This is a genomic window from Pseudomonas sp. HS6-2, assembly GCF_049325675.2.
In the GTDB taxonomy this organism is placed as follows: domain Bacteria; phylum Pseudomonadota; class Gammaproteobacteria; order Pseudomonadales; family Pseudomonadaceae; genus Aquipseudomonas; species Aquipseudomonas putida_N.
In genome coordinates, this window is sequence record NZ_CM143906.1 from 1,419,901 (window position 1) to 1,434,694 (window position 14,794).

Consider the following 14,794-nt stretch of genomic DNA (forward strand, 5'->3'; position numbering starts at 1 on the left):
AGCCCGCTCCTACAGGATGTGTGCAATACCTGTAGGAGCGGGCTTGTCCCGCGAAGGGGCCGGTACTGCTTGCACAAATGCTACTTCTAATTAACGGGCGCTATGACTCTGATTCTTGGTATCGACCCCGGCTCGCGCATCACCGGCTATGGTGTGGTCCGCCAGACCGCCCGTGGTTGCGAGTACGTGGCGTCGGGCTGCATCCGTACCGGCAGCGGCGAGCTGCCTGAGCGGTTGCAGATTGTTTTTCGCGGCGTCAGCGAGATCATCGCCCAGCACGGTCCGGTGACCATGGGCATCGAGCGGGTGTTCATGGCACGCAACGCCGATTCTGCGCTCAAGCTGGGCCAGGCTCGCGGTGCAGCTATCGTTGCTGCCGCTGAAGCCGGCCTGGAAATCGCCGAATACAGCGCCAGTCAGGTCAAGCAGGCCGTCGCCGGCAGCGGCGGGGCAAATAAAGAACAGGTGATGCTGATGGTCATGCATCTGCTCAAGCTGACCCAGAAGCCGCAAATCGACGCCTCCGACGCCCTGGCCATCGCCCTGTGCCATGCCCATACCCGCTCCAGCTTGGTGCCTCACGGCCTGGCCACGGCGCGGCGACGCGGCGGGCGCTTGCGTCTTTAAGCGCTTCATGCGCTGATACACATTTTGTTCGGGTGAAACGTTCACCCGGTGCATTTGCTGATAGGGTTGAGCGGTCTTCGACCGGCTCCCCGAGAGAAAGGATCGGAACGTGATTGGACGTTTGCGCGGCACCCTGGCGGAAAAACAGCCGCCGCACCTGATTATCGACGTCAACGGCGTGGGCTACGAGCTGGAGGTGCCGATGACTACCCTGTACCGCCTGCCCAAGGTTGGCGAGCCGGTGACCGTGCATACCCACCTGGTGGTGCGCGAAGACGCTCACCTGCTCTACGGGTTTGCTGAAAAGCGCGAGCGTGAGCTGTTCCGCGAACTGATCCGCCTGAATGGCGTGGGCCCCAAGCTGGCGCTGGCGCTGATGTCCGGCCTGGAAGTGGACGAACTGGTGCGCTGCGTGCAGGCGCAGGATGCCTCGGTGCTGGTGCGCGTGCCTGGTGTCGGCAAGAAAACCGCCGAGCGCCTGCTGGTCGAGCTGAAGGACCGCTTCAAGGCCTGGGAAACCTCACCGGCCATGTTCACCCTGGTCTCCGATGGCCCGCTGCCGGTGGCCAGCGAGTCGTCTGCCGAGGCCGACGCAGTCAGCGCCCTGGTGTCCCTGGGCTACAAGCCGCAGGAAGCGAGCAAGGCCATCGCCGCTATCAAGGACAAGGCCGGCCTGAGCAGCGAAGAACTCATTCGTCGCAGCCTTAAAGGGATGATTACCAAGTGATCGAAGCCGACCGCCTGATTGCCGCCAGTGGCCGCGACCGAGAAGAAGTCCAGGACCGTGCGATCCGCCCGCTGCGCCTGGACGAGTACATCGGCCAGCCGGTAGTGCGCGAGCAGATGGCGCTGTTCATCCAGGCGGCACGCGGGCGCGGCGAGTCGCTCGATCACACGCTGATCTTCGGTCCTCCCGGGCTGGGCAAGACCACCCTGGCCAATATCATCGCCCAGGAGATGGGCGTGTCGGTCAAGAGCACCTCGGGCCCGATCCTCGAACGGCCGGGCGACCTGGCGGCGATGCTGACCAACCTCGAACCGCACGATGTGCTGTTCATCGATGAAATTCACCGCCTGTCACCGGTGGTCGAGGAAGTGCTGTATCCGGCGATGGAGGACTTCCAGCTCGACATCATGATCGGCGAAGGCCCCGCAGCCCGTTCGATCAAGCTCGACCTGCCGCCGTTCACCCTGGTTGGCGCCACCACCCGCGCCGGCATGCTCACCAACCCGTTGCGTGACCGCTTCGGTATCGTCCAGCGCCTGGAGTTCTACAGCGACAAGGACCTGGCGACCATCGTCAGCCGCTCGGCCAACATTCTTGGCCTGGCCATCGAGGATCACGGCGCTTACGAGATCGCCCGGCGCGCCCGCGGCACGCCACGTATTGCCAACCGCCTGCTGCGCCGCGTGCGCGACTATGCCGAGGTGCGTGGCAAGGGCCAGATCACCAAGGCCGTGGCCGACATGGCGCTGAACCTGCTGGACGTCGACGAGCGCGGTTTCGACCATTCCGACCGCCGCCTGCTGCTGACCATGATCGAAAAGTTCGACGGTGGCCCGGTGGGCGTGGACAACCTGGCTGCAGCCATCAGTGAGGAGCGCCACACCATCGAGGATGTGCTCGAGCCCTACCTGATTCAGCAGGGGTACATAATGCGCACGCCTCGCGGCCGTGTGGTGACCCGGCACGCCTACCTGCACTTTGGCTTGAATGTGCCTGGCAGCCTGGGAGGCGCAGGGGAATTTTCCGAACCAGGCGATGAATGACAGATCAAAACCGGCTTTTCGTGGTCCTACCGCTGGCATGCCGATGGCGCGCTGGCAATTCGACATTAATGAAGAAAAAACAGTTGCCGCAGCGGATTGGCAAGCTGAGGAGTAAGCACTAGAGTATGCGCGCGCAAAATGGCCTGGAACCGTTCGCACACCGTTGTCGCGTCTATTACGAGGATACCGATGCCGGTGGCGTGGTGTATTACGTCAATTACCTGAAATTCATGGAGCGCGCGCGCACCGAGCGCCTGCGGCATCTGGGTTTTTCCCAGGCGCAGTTGGCCGAGGACAACCTGCTGTTCGTGGTTCATTCCAGCGAAGCCCGCTATCACGCGCCGGCACGCCTGGACGACGAGCTGAGGGTCACAGCGCAAGTACTTGAACTCAATCGCGCCAGCCTGCGCTTCGTGCAGCAGGTCTGGCGGGAAAAAGATGAAACGCTGCTCTGCGAAGGGCAGTTCCTGGTGGCCGCCGTGCGCGCCGACACTTTCAAACCCCGAGCCATACCCCCCCAGCTGCGCGACGCCTTTGTGGCGGACGGCTCGGGTAATCAATCGAACGCAGGAGAATAAGCGTGGAAGCTAACGTCGTCGACCATACCTCCATGTGGAGTCTGGTCAGCAATGCCAGCGTGGTGGTACAGCTGGTAATGCTGACCCTGGTGGCCGCCTCGGTCACCTCATGGATCATGATCTTCCAGCGCAGCACCATGCTGCGCGCCGGTCGTCGTGCGCTGGATGCCTTCGAGGAGCGCTTCTGGTCGGGCATCGACCTGTCCAAGCTGTATCGTCAGGCAGGCAGCAACCCGGACCCGGATTCCGGTGTGGAGCAGGTCTTCCGTGCCGGCTTCAAGGAGTTCTCGCGTCTGCGCCAGCAGCAGGGCGTTGACCCGGACGCGGTGATGGAAGGTGTTTCGCGTGCCATGCGCGTGGCCATCTCCCGTGAAGAAGAAAAGCTCGAGCAGAGCCTGCCGTTCCTCGCCACCGTCGGTTCGACCAGCCCTTACATCGGCCTGTTCGGCACCGTGTGGGGCATCATGAACTCGTTCCGCGGCCTGGCCAGTGCCCAGCAGGCCACCCTGGCCACCGTGGCCCCGGGTATCGCCGAAGCGCTGGTCGCCACTGCCATCGGCCTGTTCGCGGCCATTCCGGCGGTCATCGCCTACAACCGTTTCGCGGCGCGCAGCGAAGTGCTGATCGGCCGTTACTACACCTTCGCCGACGAGTTCCAGGCGATCCTGCACCGCAAAGTGCACACCAGCGAAGAGTAATCAGGTAGAAGCCCATGGCCCGAGTTCGCCACAAACGCAAGCCCGTCGCCGAGATGAACGTGGTGCCCTACATCGACGTGATGCTGGTGCTGCTGGTCATCTTCATGGTGACGGCGCCCATGCTCAACCAGGGCGTGAAGGTCGACCTGCCCAAGGTTTCCAGCGAAGCCTTGCCGCAGGACAACAACGTCCAGATCCTCACCATCTCCATCAAGGCCGACAAGACCTACTACTGGAACCTCGGCAGCGAAGTCGACACCGACAAGCAGATGGACAAGGCCATGACCTTGCCGGACATGACCAGCGCAGTGACCAAGATCATTGCCGCCGGTCGCGACCAGGGCAAGCAGACCCAGGTCTTCATTCGTGGCGACAAGGCTGTCGACTACGGCGCCGTCATGGGCGCCATGGGCGGGTTGCAGAAGGCCGGTGTCGGTAACGTTGGCCTGATTACCGAGGCGCCCTGATGCAACAGCGAGAGCCATCCGCCTCGGAAAGCTACTTCTGGCCCAGTGTCTGGGCCATCGGCCTGCATGTGCTGGTGTTCGCCCTGCTGTTCGTCAGCTTTGCCATGACGCCTGAACTGCCGCCTTCCAAGCCGATCGTTCAGGCTACCCTGTATCAGCTCAAGTCCAAGAGCCAGGCGACGACCCAGACCAATCAGAAGATTGCCGGGGAAGCGAAGAAAACCGCCTCGCGCCAGACCGAAGTCGAGCAGTTGGAGCAGAAAAAGGTCGAGCAGGAGGCCATCAAGGCCGCGGAACAAAAGAAAGCCGACGCCGCTCAAAAGGCTGAAGAAGCACGCGAAGCCGCCGAAGCCAAGAAGGCCGAGGAAGCTGCGAAAGCTGCCGAAGCCAAGAAAGCCGCCGAGTCCAAGAAAGCCGAAGAGGCGAAGAAGGCCGCCGAGAAGCAGCAGGCTGACATCGCCAAGAAGAAGGCCGAGGAAGAGGCGAAGAAGCAGGCTGAGGAAGAAGCCAAGAAAAAAGCAGCCGAGGAGGCCAAAAAGCAGGCCGCCGAGGACGCGAAGAAGAAAGCAGCCGAGGACGCCAAGAAGAAAGCGGCGGCCGAGGACGCGAAGAAGAAGGCAGCTGAAGAGGCCAAGAAAAAGGCCGCTGCAGATGCTCAGAAGAAGAAGGCACAGGAAGCGGCCCGCAAGTCGGCGGAAGACAAGAAAGCACAGGCCCTGGCCGAGCTGTTGTCCGACACCACCGAGCGGCAGCAGGCTCTGGCTGATGAGCAGGGTGACCAGGTGGCCGGCGACTTCGACGACCTGATCCGCATGCGCGCGGCCGAGGGCTGGGCACGTCCGCCTTCCGCGCGTAAGGGCATGACGGTGACCCTGCAGGTCAACATGTTGCCGGACGGCACCGTTACCGGTGTCAGCGTGATCAAGTCCAGTGGCGATGGTCCGTTCGACAGTTCGGCGGTGGCGGCAGTGAAGAATATCGGTCGTCTGACCGAGATGCAGGGTATGAAGCCGAGCGATTTCAATCGTTATCGTTCGTTCAAGATGACATTTACTCCTGAGGATCTAGCGTTGTGATTAAACTCCTTCGAGGAATGCTGGTCATGCTCTGCTGCGTGGCTGGCATGGCCATGGCAGAGGAAAAGAACATCCTGGTCACCAGCGGCAGCGATCGGGCCACGCCCATCGCGGTAGTGCCGTTCGGTCTGCAGGGTGGCAGTGTGCTGCCAGAAGACATGGCCGACATCATCGGCAACGACCTGCGCAACTCGGGCTACTACTCGCCGATTCCGCGTCAGAACATGATCAGCCAGCCTACCCAGGCCAGCGAAGTCATCTTCCGTGACTGGAAAGCGCTGGGTGCCCAGTACGTGATGGTAGGCAGCATCGTGCCATCGGGCGGTCGCCTGCAGGTGCAGTACGCGCTGTTCAACGTCGCCACCGAGCAGCAAGTGCTGACCGGTAGCGTGGCGGGCAGCACCGACCAGCTGCGTGACATGGCGCACTACATTGCCGACCAGTCGTTCGAGAAGCTCACCGGTATCAAGGGTGCGTTCTCTACCCGCATGCTGTACGTGACTGCCGAGCGCTTCTCGGTCAACAACACCCGTTACACCCTGCAGCGTTCGGACTACGACGGCGCCCGTGCGGTGACCCTGTTGCAGTCGCGTGAGCCGATCCTGTCGCCACGCTTCGCGCCGGATGGCAAGCGTATCGCCTATGTTTCGTTCGAGCAGAAGCGCCCGCGAATCTTCATCCAGAACATCGATACTGGCCGCCGCGAGCAGGTGACCAACTTCGAAGGCCTGAATGGCGCACCAGCCTGGTCGCCTGATGGTTCGCGCCTGGCGTTCGTGCTGTCCAAGGACGGCAACCCGGACATCTACGTGATGAACGTGGCTTCGCGCCAGATCAGCCGTGTTACCGCCGGCCCCGGCATCAACACCGAACCGTTCTGGGGCAAGGATGGCAACACCCTGTACTTCACCTCTGACCGTGGCGGCAAGCCGCAGATCTACAAGCAGTCGGTCAGTGGTGGTGGTGCCGAGCGGGTGACATTCGTGGGTAACTACAACGCCAACCCGAAACTGTCGGCGGACGAAAAGACCCTGGTCATGATCCATCGTCAGCAGGGCTTCACCAACTTCAAGGTGGCGGCACAGGACTTGCAACGCGGAAGTGTAAAGATTCTCTCGGAAACGAGTCTTGATGAGTCGCCCACTGTTGCGCCTAACGGCACCATGCTAATCTACGCCACCCGCCAGCAGGGCCGGGGAGTCTTGATGCTCGTGTCGCTTAACGGCCGTGTGAGGCTCCCACTTCCTACCGCTCAAGGCGAAGTCAGAGAACCGTCCTGGTCCCCTTACCTGAACTGATTGCGGCGTAATACGTTTTTGCTTAACACACTGGGGTTTCATTAGGAGTTTCACGATGGAAATGCTGAAGTTTGGTAAATTTGCTGCGCTGGCTCTGGCCATGGCCGTAGCTGTAGGTTGCTCCTCGAAAGGCGGTGACAACGCTGGTGAAGGCGCTGTTGACCCGAACGCTGGCTACGGTGCCAACACTGGCGCTGTTGACGGTTCCCTGAGCGAAGAAGCCGCCCTGCGCGCAATCACCACCTTCTACTTCGAATACGACAGCTCGGACCTGAAGCCAGAAGCCATGCGCGCTCTGGACGTTCACGCCAAGGACCTGAAAGCCAACGGCAACCGCGTTGTCCTGGAAGGTAACACCGACGAGCGCGGCACCCGCGAGTACAACATGGCTCTGGGTGAGCGTCGTGCGAAAGCCGTTCAGCGCTACCTGGTTCTGCAGGGCGTTTCCCCTGCTCAGCTGGAACTGGTCTCCTACGGCGAAGAGCGTCCAGTTGCCACTGGCAACGACGAGCAGTCCTGGGCTCAGAACCGTCGCGTAGAACTGCGTAAGTAAGTTCTTATGCGTATGTGCCGTCGTGCTGTAACCGTCCTCGCACTCAGCCTGCCGCTTTCGGCGTGGGCTGCGGTTCCTGTAGTTGATGACAACGGGGGTGCTTACCCACCTTCCGGTTATGGCACGAGCGGCGCCTATGCCGGCGCAGGGGCTTCGACCCCTGCCTCGGCACAGGGCCAGCTGTTCATGCAGCTGCAACAGATGCAGGATCAACTTTCCCGTCAGCAAGGCATCATCGAAGAGCTGCAGAACGATGTGTCGCGCATGAAGCAGGAAAACCTGGAGCGTTACCAGGATCTTGATCGTCGCATCAACAGCGGTGGCGCGCCTGCCGCGACCCCCGATAATTCTTCCACCGGTGGTGCATCCAATGCCGCCGTCGGTGCAGCAGCAGGCGCCGCTGGTGCCGCTGCACAGCAACCGGCCGCCAGCAGCGAGCCCGGTGATCCGGCGAAAGAAAAGCTCTACTACGACGCCGCTTTCGACCAGATCAAGCAAAAGGACTTCGACAAGGCCAGCCAGGCGTTCAACGCCTTTCTGCGCAAGTATCCGAACAGCCAGTACGCCGGCAACGCCCAGTACTGGTTGGGTGAGGTGAACCTGGCCAAGGGCGACCTGCCAGCGGCCAGCCAGGCCTTCGCCCAGGTCAGCCAGAAGTACCCCAAGCACAGCAAGGTGCCAGATTCGCTGTACAAACTGGCTGACGTCGAGCGCCGCATGGGCCACACCGACAAGGTCAAGGGCATCCTGCAGCAGGTCATCACCCAGTACCCCGGCACTTCCGCCGCGCAACTGGCGCAACGCGACCTGCAGAAGCTCTAAGTTGCACCTTTGCAAGAAACCCGCGCCTGTCGCGGGTTTTTTCGTTAGAATCACGGCCCTTTTTTTATAAACACGCTGTAGCGGATAACGCCATGTCGAGTCCGCGACAGTGCCTGACGGAGGCGGACAGCCTGTTTAGCTGTCACGCCCGTGGCGAGCATGCAAGACACATTACGCATCACCGAAGTCTTTTACTCTTTGCAGGGTGAAACACGAACGGCTGGGCTGCCCACGGTATTCGTGCGCCTGACCGGTTGCCCCTTGCGCTGCCAGTACTGCGACAGTGCCTACGCCTTCACTGGCGGCACCATTCGCACCCTCGATTCGATCCTTGAGCAGGTGGCCGGCTTCAAGCCCCGTTACGTCTGCGTCACCGGCGGCGAGCCGTTGGCCCAGCCGAACGCCTTGCCGCTGTTGCAGCGCCTGTGCGATGCCGGTTACGAGGTCTCGCTGGAAACCAGCGGCGCCCTCGATATCTCGGGCACCGATGTGCGCGTCAGCCGTGTGGTCGACCTCAAGACCCCGGGGTCGGAAGAGTCGCACCGCAATCGCTACGAGAACATCGAGCAGCTGACCCGCAACGACCAGGTCAAGTTTGTCATCTGTTCCCGCGAGGACTACGACTGGGCGGTGTCCAAGCTGATCCAGTACAACCTGGCCGAACGTGCGGGCGAAGTGTTGTTCTCGCCCAGCCACCACCAGGTAAGCGCTACTGACCTGGCCGACTGGATCGTCGCCGACAACCTGCCCGTACGCTTCCAGATGCAGCTGCACAAGCTGCTGTGGAACGACGAACCCGGACGTTGATTGAGGAGTAAAAGAGATGACTGAGAAACGCGCAGTAATCCTGCTGTCTGGCGGCCTCGATTCGGCCACGGTCGTGGCCATGGCCAAGGCCGAAGGCTACAGCTGCTACACCATGAGCTTCGACTATGGCCAGCGCCATCGCGCCGAGCTGAATGCCGCCGCCCGCGTCGCCCGTGACCTGGGCGTGGTCGAGCACAAGGTCATTGGCCTCAACCTCGATGGTATCGGCGGCTCGGCCCTGACCGACAGCAGCATCGATGTGCCAGAGACCCCGGGCGAGGGCATTCCGGTGACCTACGTGCCCGCCCGCAACACCGTGTTCCTGTCGCTGGCGCTGGGATGGGCGGAAGTGCTGGAAGCGCGCGACATCTTCATTGGCGTCAATGCCGTGGATTATTCCGGTTACCCGGATTGCCGCCCGGAGTTCGTCGAGGCGTTCGAGCGCATGGCCAACCTGGCCACCAAGGCGGGTGTCGAAGGGCAGGGTTTCCGGATCCAGGCGCCGCTGCAGAACATGAGCAAGGCGCAGATCGTGCGAGCGGGTATTGCCCGTGGCGTGGACTACAGCCTGACGGTGTCCTGCTATCAGGCCAACGATGAAGGCCAGGCCTGTGGCAAATGCGACAGTTGCCGCCTGCGTGCCGATGGTTTCAAGGCGGCCGGTGTAGAAGACCCGACTCGCTACTTCTGACAAAAGGTTGCCTCAGGTGTTGATTTCCCGTTAGAAATCAGTATTATACGCGCCATCCAACGGGTCGTTAGCTCAGTTGGTAGAGCAGTTGGCTTTTAACCAATTGGTCGTAGGTTCGAATCCTACACGACCCACCATATGCAATAAGTCAGAGCCCGCAACCGGCAACGGTCGCGGGCTTTGTCGTTCCCGGCCTTCATGAACGACAAAGGCCGCAACCTCGACGGCTGCGGGCCTGGCCAATCAGCACAACTTCAGTTCGAAGAAGTTGTACTTGCCGTTGTTGCTGCCCCAGCTCACATGCAGGGTTGGGCCTTGGCCATAGTTAACGACGCTGGCACCGGCGTGATAGCCGAAAGCGGAGATGCCGCCACTGACCTGTTCCAGTTCGTCATCGTCGAGTGTGCGCAGGGTTTCGTGCTCGGTATTCATGGATTAGTCCTCTTCCAATTGAGTTGTTCCGTCACCGGCAAGGCATTTACCGGGCCTGGCAAATCATGTGAAGTGGTCGCCACTTGGGGCAATAGGACGGGTGACCTAATGTCCTATTGCCATACTGTGATGCCGTTCTCGCGGAGCACACCACTAGTGCATCTGTACTAGTGCCCGGTGTGACTGGCTTGTTTAGTCTGGCCTAGCCCGGAGCCGGACTTGCTGCGGGGCGACTTCGTAACTGCCAGTAGTAGGCCAGGGAATGCTATTTCGTAAGGAAGCACTGCAATCAGGGGCACGCAACGACCTGGGAAGCGTGATTTTGCTCTCGCCACCGTCCTTGCGCATCGCCAGCGCCTGCGCAGTGCTGTTCTGTATCGCCGTTGGCCTGTTCATCACCTTTGCCAGTTACACACGGCGCGAGGCCGTAAGTGGTGTGCTGGTTCCCGAGGCTGGGGTGGTCAAGGTCTTCGCCCCTCAGGTCGGGGTGGTGGAGGGGCTGCAGGTCAGCGATGGCGAGCAGGTGAAGGCGGGCCAGGCCCTGTTGACCCTGGCCAGCGACACGCGCAATGGCGAGGCTGCCGCCAACCAGGATGCCATCAGCCGGCTGCTTGCCCGGCGAAACAGTAGTCTGGCCGATGAAATAGTTGAAACCCGGGTGCTTCATCAACAAGAACGTGAAGGCAAGTCTCGTCGCCTCGGCATGCTGGAAGGCGAACAGGAGAAAGTCGCCGCTCAGATTGCCCTGACCCGCCAGCGCCTAGCCCTGGCCCAGGGAATCGCCGAACGCTACGCCGAGTTGCAGCGCCAGGACTTCGTTTCCCGTGACCTGCTCCAGGCCCGCCAGGATGCCGTGCTGGAAATGCGCCTGCGCACCGAGGAGCTGAACCGCTCGCTGCTCGCCCTGCGCAGCGAAAGCGCCGCGTTGCGTGCCGAGCTGGCTGAACTGCCCTACAAGCAGACCAAGCAGATGTCGGAGCTGCAGCGGCGCTTGCTGGAGAGCCAGAGCAGCTTGCTGGAAAGCGAGGGCAAGCGCCAGGTGATGATAACCGCCCCGGTGGCAGGGGAGGTGGCGGCGCTGGGCGTGGTCAACGGGGCGCGCGCCGATACCAGCCGGCCACTGCTCAGCCTGGTACCGCAGCACAGCAGCCTGTACGCGGAACTCTATGTGCCAAGCCGCTCGGCCGGCTTCGTGCGGCCGGGCAATAGTGTGCTGCTGCGCTACCAGGCGTTCCCCTACCAGCATTTTGGCCTGGCCCGCGGTACCGTGGCTTCGGTTTCCCGCAGTGCCTTGCCGGCTGACGAGGTCATGACCGTGGGTGTGCCCTCCGAGGCATTGCGCGAACAAGGGCCCCTGTATCGGGTCAAGGTCACGCTGGAGCGACAAAGCCTGTTCGCCCGCGGCGGTGAGGAGCGCCTGCGTTCCGGCATGCAGTTGGACGCGGACATCATGCTGGAGAAGCTGCCGCTGTATGAATGGCTGCTCGAGCCCTTGCGCGGCATAGGAAAACGCCTGTGAGCCTTTACCAGTCCCTGAGTTTTGGCATCGGCCGCAAGCTGCCCGTGATGCTGCAGGTCGAGGCTGCCGAATGCGGCCAGGCCTGCTTGGCGATGATTGCCGCCTACCATGGCCAGGTGCACGACATGCACGGCTTGCGCCAGAAGCTCTCGCCCTCCATGAAGGGCGCCACGCTCAAGCAACTGATGGCCATGGCCGGCAACTTGGGCCTGGCCACGCGACCGCTGCGCCTGGACCTGGAGGCACTGCCGCAATTGCGTCTGCCGTGCATACTGCACTGGGAGTTCAACCACTTCGTGGTGCTCAAGGAAGTCGGCCCGCGTGGGGTGGTCATCCATGATCCGGCGCGCGGGGTGTGCAAGCTGGGCCTTGAGGAGGTCTCCAGGGCCTTCACCGGCATCGCCCTGGAGCTGTGGCCGCACAGCGATTTCCAGCCGGGCGAGGCGAAGACGCCGCTGTCCCTGCGGCGCTTGCTGGGCAGGGTCGAGGGCTTTGGCGGCGTGTTCACCCAGGTATTGGTGCTGGGCCTGGCGCTGGAGCTGTGCACGGTGTTGGCGCCGTTCTTCATGCAGACGGTGATCGACAAAGTGCTGGTCAGTGCCGACCGCGACCTGCTAGCGGTGCTGGCCATCGGCTTCGGCCTGATGTTGCTGGCCCAGCAGGTGCTGGCGCTGGGCCGTTCGTGGGCGTTGATGTACCTGGGTACGCTGCTCGGCAGCCAGTGGCAGATCAATGTCTTCAACCACCTGGTGCGCCTGCCGGTGGCGTTCTTCGAGCGGCGCCATCTGGGCGATATCGTTTCTCGCTTCGGTTCGCTCAAGGCGATCCAGCGCACCCTCACCACCTCGTTCATCGAAGCCATGCTCGATGGCCTGATGACCGTGGTCACGCTAGTTCTGATGTTTCTCTATAGCCCGCCACTGGCGCTGATTGCGGTGTTTGCCATGGTGCTGTACGGAATGGCGCGCTGGGCGTGGTTCGGACCGCTGCGACGGGCCAGCGAGGATGAACTGGTCCATGCGGCCAGGCAGCAGAGCCATTTTCTCGAAACCATGCGCGGTGTGCGCACGCTGAAACTGTTCGCTCATCAGGAACAACGCGCGACCACCTGGAGCGGCCTGCTGGTCGACGAGATCAATGCCGGGTTGCGGCCGCAGAAGCTGCAACTGCTGTACCGGGCATTCAATGGTCTGCTGTTCGGCATGGTGACCCTGCTGGTGATCTGGCTAGGCGCCCGGCAGGTGATGGACGGTGCATTCAGTGCCGGCATGCTGATCGCCTTCAGTGCCTACAAGGACCAGTTCAACAGCCGCGTGTCCGGATTGATCGACAAACTGGTGGATGTCGTGATGTTGCGCCTGCATGGTGAGCGTCTGGCCGATATCGTGCTGGAAGCCGCCGAACCGCAGTCGCCGCCGTTGCCGGAGGCAGACGAAGGGCCCGTGCCGCGCCTGGAAGTGCGTCAGCTGAGGTTCCGCTATTGTGCCTACGAGCCTTGGGTGCTGGACGGTGTTTCGCTGGTGATCGAACCGGGTGAGTCGCTGGCCATCGTCGGCCCTTCAGGTTGCGGCAAAAGTACGCTGCTGAACGTGATGCTGGGCATCCTGACTCCGGTGGAAGGGCAGGTACTGCTCGATGGCGAGCCCATCGACGCCCGCTCGATAGGCCGCCTGCGCCGGATCAGCGCCACGGTGCTGCAGGACGACGTGCTGTTCGCCGGCTCGATCGCCGACAATATCAGCTTCTTCGCCAATGACGCCGACCCGGCCTGGATCGAGCAGTGTGCCCGCCTGGCTGCCGTGCATGACGACATCGTGCGCATGCCGATGGCCTACAGCACGCTGGTCGGCGATATGGGCGCGGTGCTCTCCGGTGGGCAGAAGCAGCGCATCCTGCTGGCCCGGGCGCTGTACCGGCGGCCGAAGCTGCTGTTCCTCGACGAAGCGACCAGCCATCTGGACATCCAGCGCGAGGCAGCAGTCAACCAGGCCCTGGAAGCGCTGCACATCACCCGCGTGATCGTCGCCCATCGGCCGGATACCATCCGCTCGGCCCGGCGGGTGATGGCGCTGCTCGACGGGCGAGTGACGAACGCATCATGAAGCGCCGTGCAATGCTGGCCATGGTGATTTGCCTGTGCAGCTTGCAAGGCCAGGCCGCGCAGTCCTTGCAGGCCTGCCCCGGGCCATTGCCCGCCGACCAGCCGCTGGCCTTGTCCCGCGCCGTGGCCATGGCCTTGTGCGCCGACCCCGAGCTGCAGGCCGCTTGGCGAACCCAGCTAAGCAGCCAGGCCAGCATGGAGGCCGAACGCTCGGCCTACTGGCCGACCCTGCAGGGGCAGGCGAACATCGGCCGGGCCAACCGCAGGACGCGCTATGACGGTTTTCCCGAAGCCAACTCCAGCCTCAATGCCCGGACCAGCGGCTATGGGCTGAGCCTCAACTGGGTGCTGTACGACTTCGGCTTGCGCGAGGCCAGGGTGGAAAGCGCCCGCCAGTTGCTCAACGCGGCCAGCAGCAGTCGAGTGGAAAAGATCCAACAGGTGGTGCTCGCCACCAGCAAGGCGTTCTACCAGGTGCAGGCCAGCAGCGCCTTGCTCGAGGCCCGGCGCAGCATCGAGGCGCTGGCGGCCGACAGCTTGCGGGTGACCACTGTCAAGCACCAGGCCGGGGCGGGGGAGCGCGCCGATCGTCTGCAGGCGCAGACCACCTTCGAGCAGGCGCAGTTGGAGAGAGTGTTGGCCGAGGGCGACCTGGCCATTGCCAACGGTGCGCTGGCCAGCGCCTTGAACTTGTCACCTTCCGCGCCGCTGCGCCTGGAGGCGCTGGACGAGCCGCAGGGCCAGGAAGCACGCTTCATGCAAAGCGTCGATGCATTGATGGAGCAGGCCCGGCAGGTCCACCCTTCAGTGGACAGCGCCCGCGCCCAATGGGCCTCCAGCCTGGCCAAGGCCGAGGCGGAGCGGGCCCAGGGGAGGCCGACGTTCTCGTTGTACAGCGACTACCGGCATGACGATACACCGGTCGAACAGGTGGCCTCGCGGCAGCAGATCGAAACCTGGACCGTGGGCGTGCAAGTCAGCGTGCCGATCTTCGATGGCTTTCTCGCCCGTCGCCGGGCGCGGGCGGCCGAGGCGGAAGCGGCGGCGCGGGAGCAGGACCTTTATGGTGCGCAGCGAGCCATCGCCCTGAGTGTCTGGCGTAGCCGCCAGTCCCTGGAGGCGCGTACCCAGGCGCTGGTCATCAGCCGCCGGCTGGTCGCCAGTGCCAGTCAGTCGCACCGGGTGGCGCTGGGGCGGTACAAGGCCGGGGTCGGCAGCATCATCGAGCTGCTGAATGCCCAGAACGATCTGGCCAACGCGCAGCAACGGCGGGTCGCGTCGATGGTCGACTGGTACACCGCGCGCTTGCAACTGGCCGCTGACCTCGGCCAGCTGGACGGCCGCGAGTACTAGCG

Annotated in this window: 16 protein-coding genes and 1 tRNA gene; 16 read left to right on the forward strand and 1 reads right to left on the reverse strand. The window is 62.8% G+C overall.

Annotated features, from left to right (window positions below):
* The first annotated feature begins 102 nt into the window (after positions 1–102).
* The 13 genes from ruvC (at position 103) to ACOKS3_RS06700 (ending at position 9,524) form a co-directional block, all read left to right on the forward strand.
* Entirely contained in the window at positions 103–627 is a 525-nt protein-coding gene (gene ruvC / locus ACOKS3_RS06640; protein WP_060510186.1) for a crossover junction endodeoxyribonuclease RuvC, read from the forward strand.
* 109 nt (positions 628–736) lie between these two features.
* On the forward strand, positions 737–1,354 hold the full coding sequence (ruvA, locus tag ACOKS3_RS06645) for a Holliday junction branch migration protein RuvA (RefSeq protein ID WP_027919956.1): 618 nt from the start codon (positions 737–739) through the stop codon (positions 1,352–1,354).
* Positions 1,351–2,397 carry a Holliday junction branch migration DNA helicase RuvB gene (gene ruvB / locus ACOKS3_RS06650; protein WP_103445278.1) on the forward strand — a complete coding sequence of 349 codons (1,047 nt, stop codon included), beginning with the start codon at positions 1,351–1,353 and terminating at the stop codon, positions 2,395–2,397. The genes ruvA and ruvB overlap by 4 nt, the downstream gene beginning before the upstream one ends.
* A gap of 125 nt (positions 2,398–2,522) precedes the next feature.
* The gene (gene ybgC / locus ACOKS3_RS06655; RefSeq protein ID WP_103445277.1) at positions 2,523–2,975 is read left to right on the forward strand and encodes a tol-pal system-associated acyl-CoA thioesterase; all 453 of its coding nucleotides are present in this window, start codon (positions 2,523–2,525) and stop codon (positions 2,973–2,975) included.
* A 2-nt stretch (positions 2,976–2,977) separates the two neighbouring features.
* Positions 2,978–3,673, forward strand: a complete 696-nt coding sequence (gene tolQ, locus ACOKS3_RS06660) for a protein TolQ (RefSeq protein WP_103445276.1) — start codon at positions 2,978–2,980, stop codon at positions 3,671–3,673.
* A 14-nt stretch (positions 3,674–3,687) separates the two neighbouring features.
* Positions 3,688–4,140 (forward strand): protein TolR, encoded by a 453-nt coding sequence (tolR, locus tag ACOKS3_RS06665; RefSeq protein WP_008090221.1) that lies wholly within the window; start codon positions 3,688–3,690, stop codon positions 4,138–4,140.
* A complete protein-coding gene (gene tolA, locus ACOKS3_RS06670; RefSeq protein ID WP_159411721.1) occupies positions 4,140–5,216 on the forward strand; it encodes a cell envelope integrity protein TolA in 1,077 nt (358 codons plus the stop codon). The genes tolR and tolA overlap by 1 nt, the downstream gene beginning before the upstream one ends.
* Before the next feature lie 17 nt (positions 5,217–5,233).
* Positions 5,234–6,514 carry a Tol-Pal system beta propeller repeat protein TolB gene (tolB, locus tag ACOKS3_RS06675; RefSeq protein ID WP_181004445.1) on the forward strand — a complete coding sequence of 427 codons (1,281 nt, stop codon included), beginning with the start codon at positions 5,234–5,236 and terminating at the stop codon, positions 6,512–6,514.
* Between the two features lie 55 nt (positions 6,515–6,569).
* Positions 6,570–7,067, forward strand: coding sequence for a peptidoglycan-associated lipoprotein Pal (gene pal / locus ACOKS3_RS06680; protein ID WP_023381906.1), 498 nt, complete (start codon positions 6,570–6,572; stop codon positions 7,065–7,067).
* A 6-nt stretch (positions 7,068–7,073) separates the two neighbouring features.
* Positions 7,074–7,889, forward strand: coding sequence for a tol-pal system protein YbgF (ybgF, locus tag ACOKS3_RS06685; RefSeq protein ID WP_103445273.1), 816 nt, complete (start codon positions 7,074–7,076; stop codon positions 7,887–7,889).
* Positions 7,890–8,048: 159 nt separating this feature from the next.
* A complete protein-coding gene (gene queE, locus ACOKS3_RS06690; protein ID WP_079229347.1) occupies positions 8,049–8,696 on the forward strand; it encodes a 7-carboxy-7-deazaguanine synthase QueE in 648 nt (215 codons plus the stop codon).
* 16 nt (positions 8,697–8,712) lie between these two features.
* On the forward strand, positions 8,713–9,387 hold the full coding sequence (gene queC, locus ACOKS3_RS06695; RefSeq protein WP_103445272.1) for a 7-cyano-7-deazaguanine synthase QueC: 675 nt from the start codon (positions 8,713–8,715) through the stop codon (positions 9,385–9,387).
* Positions 9,388–9,448: 61 nt separating this feature from the next.
* Positions 9,449–9,524 (forward strand) — tRNA-Lys (locus ACOKS3_RS06700).
* Between the two features lie 106 nt (positions 9,525–9,630).
* Here the strand turns inward: ACOKS3_RS06700 and ACOKS3_RS06705 are convergent.
* Positions 9,631–9,819 (reverse strand): bacteriocin, encoded by a 189-nt coding sequence (locus ACOKS3_RS06705; protein WP_103446249.1) that lies wholly within the window; start codon positions 9,817–9,819, stop codon positions 9,631–9,633.
* A 262-nt stretch (positions 9,820–10,081) separates the two neighbouring features.
* Between ACOKS3_RS06705 and ACOKS3_RS06710 the strand changes: the two genes are divergently transcribed.
* From ACOKS3_RS06710 to ACOKS3_RS06720, 3 genes are read left to right on the forward strand one after another with little or no spacing between them, the layout of a single operon-like run.
* A complete protein-coding gene (locus tag ACOKS3_RS06710) occupies positions 10,082–11,338 on the forward strand; it encodes an HlyD family secretion protein (RefSeq protein WP_422764532.1) in 1,257 nt (418 codons plus the stop codon).
* Complete coding sequence (locus ACOKS3_RS06715) at positions 11,335–13,440, forward strand: peptidase domain-containing ABC transporter (RefSeq protein WP_422764533.1); 2,106 nt, start codon at positions 11,335–11,337, stop codon at positions 13,438–13,440. Before ACOKS3_RS06710 ends, ACOKS3_RS06715 begins: the two co-directional genes overlap by 4 nt.
* Positions 13,437–14,792 carry a TolC family protein gene (locus tag ACOKS3_RS06720; RefSeq protein ID WP_422764534.1) on the forward strand — a complete coding sequence of 452 codons (1,356 nt, stop codon included), beginning with the start codon at positions 13,437–13,439 and terminating at the stop codon, positions 14,790–14,792. Before ACOKS3_RS06715 ends, ACOKS3_RS06720 begins: the two co-directional genes overlap by 4 nt.
* The last annotated feature ends 2 nt before the right edge of the window (positions 14,793–14,794 follow it).

Excerpts from the sequence above, each read along its gene's own strand:
- ruvC (WP_060510186.1), top strand. The coding sequence starts at position 103 with ATGACTCTGATTCTTGGTATCGACCCCGGCTCGCGCATCACCGGCTAT.
- ybgC (WP_103445277.1), top strand. The coding sequence starts at position 2,523 with ATGCGCGCGCAAAATGGCCTGGAACCGTTCGCACACCGTTGTCGCGTC.
- tolR (WP_008090221.1), top strand. The coding sequence starts at position 3,688 with ATGGCCCGAGTTCGCCACAAACGCAAGCCCGTCGCCGAGATGAACGTG.
- tolA (WP_159411721.1), top strand. The coding sequence starts at position 4,140 with ATGCAACAGCGAGAGCCATCCGCCTCGGAAAGCTACTTCTGGCCCAGT.
- tolB (WP_181004445.1), top strand. The coding sequence starts at position 5,234 with ATGCTGGTCATGCTCTGCTGCGTGGCTGGCATGGCCATGGCAGAGGAA.
- pal (WP_023381906.1), top strand. The coding sequence starts at position 6,570 with ATGGAAATGCTGAAGTTTGGTAAATTTGCTGCGCTGGCTCTGGCCATG.
- ybgF (WP_103445273.1), top strand. The coding sequence starts at position 7,074 with ATGCGTATGTGCCGTCGTGCTGTAACCGTCCTCGCACTCAGCCTGCCG.
- queE (WP_079229347.1), top strand. The coding sequence starts at position 8,049 with ATGCAAGACACATTACGCATCACCGAAGTCTTTTACTCTTTGCAGGGT.
- queC (WP_103445272.1), top strand. The coding sequence starts at position 8,713 with ATGACTGAGAAACGCGCAGTAATCCTGCTGTCTGGCGGCCTCGATTCG.
- ACOKS3_RS06705 (WP_103446249.1), bottom strand. The coding sequence starts at position 9,819 with ATGAATACCGAGCACGAAACCCTGCGCACACTCGACGATGACGAACTG.
- ACOKS3_RS06710 (WP_422764532.1), top strand. The coding sequence starts at position 10,082 with ATGCTATTTCGTAAGGAAGCACTGCAATCAGGGGCACGCAACGACCTG.
- ACOKS3_RS06720 (WP_422764534.1), top strand. The coding sequence starts at position 13,437 with ATGAAGCGCCGTGCAATGCTGGCCATGGTGATTTGCCTGTGCAGCTTG.